This is a genomic window from Chitinophaga sp. (assembly GCF_035761305.1).
GTDB lineage: Bacteria > Bacteroidota > Bacteroidia > Chitinophagales > Chitinophagaceae > Chitinophaga.
Window position 1 is genome coordinate 1 of sequence record NZ_DASTRI010000254.1, and the last position, 8,056, is coordinate 8,056.

An 8,056-nucleotide genomic window follows, 5' to 3' on the forward strand; every position below is an offset into this window, starting at 1 on the left:
CTTTTTCCTGCTTCTCCTCTTTTGCATTCCGGGCCGCCACGGCCTCATTGGTGTGCACGATCTGCAGCGGCTCGCCTTCCTCCCGTTTTTTCTCCAGCTTGCGGCGCAGCCAGCGGATGTTCTCATCTTTCTGCTGCTTCAGCCGCACGCGGCAATAATCTGTAAAATATTCATGACTTTCCAGGAACAGCAGGCTATTCTCTGTCCAGGCCTTATTTGAAATTTCTTTGCCGGAAGCAGTTGCTGTTTCCTGCCGCATTAATTTGCTGCGTTCTTTATAATGTTTGGAGCCCAGGTGAAACAGGTCGGCATCGCACACGATCTGCTGCAGCAGGCTATGGGGCGATTGCGGCATTTTGGTAGCCATAATACAGTCAACCACCTGCTGCTGCACTGTTTCCGGCACCTGGTGCTGGTTCATAAACTCGCGGGCCATGGCAGCGCCGTTCTCCTCATGCACTTTCGGCTGGCCCATTAAATACCCGGTATCATGGAACCAGGCCGCTATCATCACAATCAACAGGTCCTGCTCCTGCAGCCGGTAATGAGAGGCTATCTGATCCGCTGCCTGTACTACCTGCTGGGTATGTAATAAATTGTGATAAACCAGGTTAGGATGCGGATGCTGCTGATATTGTGTCTTAACATATTGGCCGGCTGCCTCAATAAGAGAACCTGTTTGCATAAATTACAATTCTGAAGAACAGCAAGTTACTGCATTTTTGATTTAAATTTACCCGTAAATTAACGAACCGCCTCACGGCCTAACGTATAATGCTGAACGCTAACCGCCTGTTTTGTGCTGCATTCGGCATTCGCGCTAAAGCCAGGGGCATTAAGCATTTACCCGTATTATGAATCTGCGCCTGCCCTTTATATTGCTACTGGCCTTTGTTTCCTGCAATGCTTTCTCTGACCAGGACCGGCAATACCATTCCCCTAAAGGCTACCGCCTTACAGAGCCGCACCGCTACCGCGTGCGCGACAATATGCAGGAAATATCAGGTATAGTGCTGAACCCCGATGAACATCATATTTATGCTATTAATGACGAGCAGGGTAAGATATTTGATATAGATGTAGACACCCACAAGCCCTACCCCAGCACGAAGTTCGGCAGAAGCGGGGATTACGAAGACCTGGTAAACACCCCGCTGGGGTGGATGGTGCTGAAAAGCAACGGCGAGCTGCACCAGGTACATGAGCCCTTTACAGATAATGTATCATCTACCGAGTATAAGTTTGGAAAGAAAGGCAAGCAGGAGTTTGAAAGCATTTATGTAGATACGCCCACCAACAGCGTAATAATGATATGCAAACGCTGTGCAGAGGACAAAAATGAATCCGTTACCAGCGCATACCGCTTTAGCCTGGACAGCCTTAAGTTTGATGAAAAACCTTTTTACCAGCTGAATGTGGACGACATAACCCGGCTTTCAGGCGTTGATGTTAATGACTTCAGGCCTTCGGCGGCAGCCATGCACCCCATAGAGCACCGTTTGTACATTATATCATCCGTGAACCGCATGCTGGTAATAGCAGGCCGTGACGGCAAAATACAGGAGGTGTACCACCTGAAGCACAAGCTGTTTAGCCAGCCGGAAGGCATTTCCTTTGCAGCCAACGGAGATATGTATATTTCAAATGAAGCAGGCGACGGTGTGGCAGATATATTAAAGTTCACTTACAAGCCCTGAGCATATACAGGTGGTATGTACTGAAGCGCAGAATGCCAGTGACCATGAAACAGCGTTCCTTACGACCTTAGCAATTGATACCTACCAACGTATCGCTTATAAAACCAACATCCCATGTTGCGTAAACTTATTTTATTGCTGATTGCAGCAGGTTGCACCGCTCCGGCGTTTGCACAAACAGACAGTGTAGTACAACGTATAATATTGATAGGTGATGCCGGCGAGCTGCATGAGAATGGCCATAACCCTGTAGTAGATGCGGTACGGCAGCAGTTTGACATGCACGATGCCCGCAACACCGTGCTATACCTGGGCGATAACGTATACCCGTATGGGTTACCTGACGAGTTGGCCCGCCGCTACCCGCATGCTAAAGAAATACTGGATTACCAGGTAAACCTGGTGCGCGATATGGCGGCACAAGCCATTTTTGTGCCCGGCAACCACGACTGGGATAAAAGCAAGCCCGATGGCTGGGAAACCATCCGCAACGAGCAGCAGTATGTAGACGGGCTGCAGCTGCCCAACGTGCATTTTTTACCGGAAGACGGCTGCCCCGGCCCGGTAGAAGTACCTGTAAACGATAATGTGACGGTGATTGTAATGGACACGGAATGGTGGCTGTTCCGCTATGCCAAACCAGGCCCCAACTCATCCTGCGACTGTAAGGATAAGGTAGAGGTGATGACCGCCCTGCATGATATTGTGAACCGCAATCCCGGTAAGCTGCTGGTATTTGCCAGCCACCACCCTTTGCGCAGCCACGGTATACATGGCGGATATTATACCATTAAGCAGCATATTTTCCCTTTCACTGACCTGAAACCTTCCCTGTACATACCGCTGCCGGTGATAGGCTCTATTTACCCGCTGGCCCGCGGCGTGTTCGGCAGCCGGGAAGACCTGCCCCACCCCGAATACCAGCAAATGATAAAGGGTATTGCGGAAGCATTTAAAGGCCACGGCCCCTCTGTATTTGTAGCCGGGCATGACCATGCGCTGCAGCTGCTGCAGGATGGGCAGGATTATTTTGTAGTAAGCGGCAGCGGCGCCAAGCACGACCGGGTAAAGATGGGCAGGCACTCCAAATTCGCCACCTATGGTAATGGCTTTAGCGCGCTGGAGCTTATGCAGGACGGCACCTTGCGCATAAAATACTACCTCACCGACCGCCTGCCCCAGCCGGTGTATACGACTAACCTGTTTAACATACAGGCCATCAAACGCGCTGCCGTTGCAGGCACCCCGGCTTCTGAGCTGCCGGCAGCCGTTAAAATGCCGGCAGACGCCCGGTATGCAACCGCCGGCGGCCTGCAACGTTTTTGGCTGGGCAACAATTACCGCAAGGTATGGGCTACCCCGCTGAGCTTTCCGGTATTTGACATTCACACGGAAAAAGGCGGCATGAAAATACTGAAGCGCGGCGGCGGTATGCAAACCCGCTCACTGCGGCTGGAAGATAAGAACGGGAAGGAATGGGTATTGCGCTCGCTGAAAAAAGACCCGCGCAATGCGCTGCCCGAAGAGCTGCGGGAAACCTTTGCCCTGGATGTGGTGCAGGACCAGATCTCTGCGTCGAACCCATATGCGCCGCCGGTAGTAAGCGCCCTGGCCGATGCGGCCGGCATACCCCATACCAACCCTACTTTTGTGTACCTGCCTAAAGATACCTCCCTGGGTATTTATGCAAATGATTTTGGTGGAGATGTATACCTGTTTGAAGAAAGAGAGCCGGTAAAAGACAATACCGATAATACAGAAAAATTACTGAAGCAGGTGCAGGGCGATAATGATAACAGCGTGGATGAGGAAGCCGTGCTGCACGCCCGCCTGCTGGATATGCTGATAGGCGACTGGGACCGCCATGACGACCAGTGGCGCTGGGGCGTGGTGAAAAAGAAAAAGGACAACGGCAAGGAATTTTATCCCATTCCCCGCGACCGCGACCAGGCCTTTTTTGTAAATGAAGGCGTGCTGCCGCGCATTGCCTCCCGGCGCTGGATTATGCCCAAGTTCCAGGGCTTTAGACCCCACTTCCAGGATATAGAAGGCCTGGGCTTTAACGCCCGGTATTTTGACCGCTCTTTCCTGCACAGCCTTAACCAGGAACAGTGGCAGCAGCATGCCCGCCAGCTGGTGCAGCAAATGAGCGACAGCGTGCTGCAGGCATCCCTGCAGCAGTTCCCCGATACCATACGCAGGCTGGTGGGCGGCTTTACCCTGAAAAGCCTGAAAGCCCGGCGCGATGTGCTGGAAAAAGAAGGCATGAAATATTACCGCTTCCTTGCCCGGGAAGTGGATATACCGGGCACTAAAAAGAATGAGCTGTTCTCCATAGAAAAGCAGGCCAATGGCTATGTGGCGGTAAACGCCTACAAGATTGACAAACACGGGAACACCGAGCAACGCATATATTCCCGCACCTTTGATCCCAATGTTACCAAAGAGGTGCGCCTGTACAGCATGGGCGGCAACGACCATTTTGTATTAACCGGCCGGCACAGCACCCCGATACGTATAAGGCTTATCGGCGGCAGGGATGCGGATGTTTATACCGACAGCTCCGGCACCGGCGGCAAACGGGTACTGATATACGATCTGAAACAGGGTAAGGACAGCTTTACGCTGAACCGCAATAATAAATTGCGGCTATCCCACAGCCCGGATGTGATACGCTACGACCGCATGGCCTTTAAATACAACAAGCTGATGCCGCTGGTTACCGCCGGCTATAATAAAGACGATGGCGTGCTGCTTGGGCTGGGCTTCCAGTACACCGGGCAGGGCTTCCGCAAAACGCCGTTTGCCGTGCGCCACACCTTTACCGCCGGCCACTCGCTGGCTACCCAGGCCTTCCGGTTCCGTTATGAAGGCGAGTTTACAGATGCCATTGGCAATACAGACCTTAGCCTTTCGGCCAGCGCCAGGGCGCCGCACAATACCATTAATTTCTTTGGCCTGGGCAATGAAACCGTGTTTGACGAATCGAACGGAAAAGACATTTGGTACTACCGTTCCCGTTATAACCTGTACAATGCCGAAGCGTTGCTGAAAACCAAGCTGGCATCCAGCCTGCAGTTCTTTTACGGCCCAAGCTTTACTTACTATGCGCTGGATAAGGATGAGAACCAGGACCGCTATGTAAGCAAGTTCCCGCAGAACGGCCTGGACTCGCTGGGCGTGTATGCCACCAAGCAATATGCAGGTTTACGCGCCGGCCTGCAGCTGGACACGCGCGATAATGACCTGCTGCCCTCACGCGGCATTTTATGGACCACCAGCCTGTTTGGCAGCCAGGGCCTGAACCAGGAGCAGCACCATTACCTGCAGCTGCAGTCGGACATGAGCATTTATACCAGCTTTAACGTACCAGCCAACCTGGTGTTTGTAACCCGCTTTGGAGGCGGTGTTATATGGGGGCATTACGAGTTTTTCCAGGCAATGATGCTGGGCGGCGTGCAAAACCTGCGGGGCTACCGCAATAACCGCTTTGCCGGCAGCGCCATGGCGTACAACAATACGGAGCTGCGACTGAAGCTGTTCCAGTTCCGCTCCTACCTGTTCCCTGCTACAGTGGGCTTAATTGCGTTTAATGACGTAGGACGTGTGTGGCTGAAAGGAGAAAGCTCCGGCATTTGGCATGACGGGTATGGCGGCGGCCTGTTTTTCTCACCGGTAAACATGTTCATTATTACAGCCACGGCAGGCAATTCCCCCGAGGGACTGCTGCCGTATATCACTTTCGGGTTTAAGTTTTAATCTTCCAGGTTCACCTCAACCCGCATAGCCTTTAACCCGCTGATGCCCTGCAGCTCTTCGAGATCCAGCATTTCAATGCCGGGCTTCAGCACCTTCTTGTTTTGCAGGAAGTGGATGTACTTGCGGTACTCTTCCATTTCCTTTACATAAGCATATACAACGGCAATGGTATTGGGCTGTGTAAGCCGCTCGCCGCCCGGTTGAATATGCACCTTATCTATGCGCTTTTTCATGATCTCGTACCGGATGTTATAGGCGCCTTCCACATCGAAACGCCTTTCATCCTGCCGGAAGCTGATATCAATCGGGTTGCTGTGGGCCAGTATCAGCTGCGTGGTTTGCAGCGGCACCTTCAGCTGCCCCTTGAGCTTATGGGTAAGGCGGGCAATTCCGGCCATGGATGAAAGCTGCCACAGGCGCAGGTTACGCAGGTACAGCAGGTCAAACTTCTGCCGTTGTGAAATAGACTGGCCTATGTAAATGTTATACTCCAGCCCATCTGTACGGTACTTTTCAAAATAGCAAGGGAAGGAAAGCTGTATGTTATCCTTTTCCTTATCCAGGTACTTACTGATGGACATGTTAATGGTGGCCAGGCTTTCTTCATACTCCTGCCGGTGGTGCAGGATATGCCCTTCTGATTTGTCGATTGTTTTAAAGTAGGTGTCCAGTACGGGCTGCAGCTGTGTATGGCTGTCGTACAAATGGCGGAACAGCGGGGCTATTTCCTGGTTCAGGAAATCGTTGATCTGCTGCTCTTCTTCAGACACCATGTTGCCGCTGATGTCTTCCAGCAGGGCTTCGTTCTTGAAACGCACTTCTTCCAGCAGGGGCAGGTGTATGGTGCCGTCTACCTGGTGCAGGGTGTCTTTTATGAGCAGCAGCTGCTCCCGCAGGTCTTCATGTATGGCGTTGCTGCGCTCTACCGATGAATTACGTATGTCAATTGCGCCGTACAGGGGGTATACATCTTCAAACGTAATATTGCCAATATCTTTCCGTTCTGCAGGCGGCGTATGCAGGTATTGCCAGGCTGCATCCACAAACTTCCATTCCACGGCCGGCTGCAGGGCGGTGAACTGCCCCTTGATAACGCTTGTAATGCGGCTGTTCAGCAAATCCAGGCTTCTGCTCAGCAGCAGTACCGCCATGGGATATAACGGCTCCAGGTGGCCCAGCGCTTCCAGGGTAATGGCATTTTCCGCGGTGGAGCCTATTTCCACAAAACCCAGTAGCCCGTCTTCATGCATAATAGGCGCTATAATAAAGCTCTTAATGCCTTTCAGCGGCAGGTATTTCAGGAAGTTATAGGGCTGTATGGTGCTTTCGTTCACATCCGGTATTACCAGGGGCTGCGGGTTTTGCAGCATATATTCCAGCAGCTGCTGAAACAGGTGTTGCTGCTGCTTTTCGCTTCCTTTTAGCCCCAACACAATGTCTGTTTCGCAAAAACGCGACTCCAGCACATAGCGGCCGTTGATCTTGGGCACGGGCAGCAGGTGTACAGCAGCATCTTTAAGCTGTGAGGCCGCCAGTATGTTCTGCTCCAGCTTGCGGTAGCTTTGCAGCTCATTGGCCTCATTCATGTTCATTACCAGGTCCTTTACACGGCTCAGCACCTGTTCCTGGGTAACATCCTTTACGGTCCATATCACAAACCCTTCCAGCGCAAAAAGGCTTAGGGGCAGGGTTTCCTCCAGCCATTGCAGGCATACTTTTTTAGTGCATACCTGGTCGTAGGTAAGCTCGGGAAGCGGGCCTTTTACCTTTACATCTACAAAGCGGGGATCTATTTTTATTTTCACATAGCCTTTAATGCCGCTGCCATTTTCAGGGGTGGCAACGGTGTGTATGATCTCCGTATCATAATTCACCGGGAAATTATATACCCTTTGGAGAATGAGCTTATACAGCCATTCTTTTTTGTCTTTGGCTACTTTTTCGGTACCCATGCCATGGGGCACCGTGGCCAGATGCTCACCGTCTTTGGTAAATACTTTTTTGAACTGCTCGGAATAATAAAAAATGGCAAACTTGTACGGCATGCCAATTCCATAAATGTCTTTATCCATATCCGCTGTTACAGGGAATACGCTGGCCGCCACAATGTCCAGTAACTCCTGGTGGGCAGCCACTTCTTCAGGCCCTTTCAGGGGCATTAATGCAGCGGGGGTTTGTTCAAACTTATCTACCAGCTTCTGGTAATAGGCCGAGCGGGTATCTCCCTGCTGGGCAGCCTTTTCTTTCAGGAACCTCACAAAGGGTGCAAAAGAGATCCTGCTTTCGATGATCCCTTCTTCTGTAAAAAGCCCTGTTTGTGTGGTTAAAACTCTCATAGTCAACGTGCGTATAATTTAATTCATTTGCGAATATTTGATTCGGCATTAAATGTAATGAAACAGTGTATGTATGCAGGATTAAGCAGTTTGGGAAGAGGCAATAGCTGCAAAGTTACAACAATTCCTGACAGCATGCAGGCAAGAAGTATGCCGTAGCGGGGGAGTGCCAGAGTGACACGTGGGCAGGTAAAAAAAGATGTAGGGGTTTATGCAGGGGGGAGGAGTTTCACTAGGGTTTCACCCGGGAAAAAGGGCCTTTTT

At 51.4% G+C, this 8,056-nt stretch carries 4 protein-coding genes; 2 read left to right on the plus strand and 2 right to left on the minus strand.

The genetic code is table 11. From position 1 onward, the window contains the following. A partial coding sequence (locus VFS25_RS21245) for an HD domain-containing protein (RefSeq protein WP_326464192.1) occupies positions 1-685 on the minus strand: 685 nt, incomplete at its 3' end. A gap of 169 nt (positions 686-854) precedes the next feature. On the opposite strand from VFS25_RS21245, the gene VFS25_RS21250 reads away from it, so the two are divergent. Together VFS25_RS21250 and VFS25_RS21255 are read left to right on the plus strand one after the other, a co-directional pair. Then, complete coding sequence (locus VFS25_RS21250) at positions 855-1,697, plus strand: hypothetical protein (protein WP_326464193.1); 843 nt, start codon at positions 855-857, stop codon at positions 1,695-1,697. A gap of 114 nt (positions 1,698-1,811) precedes the next feature. Beyond that, positions 1,812-5,456 (plus strand): BamA/TamA family outer membrane protein, encoded by a 3,645-nt coding sequence (locus VFS25_RS21255; RefSeq protein WP_326464194.1) that lies wholly within the window; start codon positions 1,812-1,814, stop codon positions 5,454-5,456. Here the strand turns inward: VFS25_RS21255 and VFS25_RS21260 are convergent. Beyond that, entirely contained in the window at positions 5,453-7,792 is a 2,340-nt protein-coding gene (locus VFS25_RS21260) for a hypothetical protein (RefSeq protein ID WP_326464195.1), read from the minus strand. The genes VFS25_RS21255 and VFS25_RS21260 overlap by 4 nt on opposite strands. Between the last annotated feature and the right edge of the window lie 264 nt (positions 7,793-8,056).

Excerpts from the sequence above, each read along its gene's own strand:
- VFS25_RS21250 (WP_326464193.1), top strand. The coding sequence starts at position 855 with ATGAATCTGCGCCTGCCCTTTATATTGCTACTGGCCTTTGTTTCCTGC.
- VFS25_RS21255 (WP_326464194.1), top strand. The coding sequence starts at position 1,812 with ATGTTGCGTAAACTTATTTTATTGCTGATTGCAGCAGGTTGCACCGCT.
- VFS25_RS21260 (WP_326464195.1), bottom strand. The coding sequence starts at position 7,792 with ATGAGAGTTTTAACCACACAAACAGGGCTTTTTACAGAAGAAGGGATC.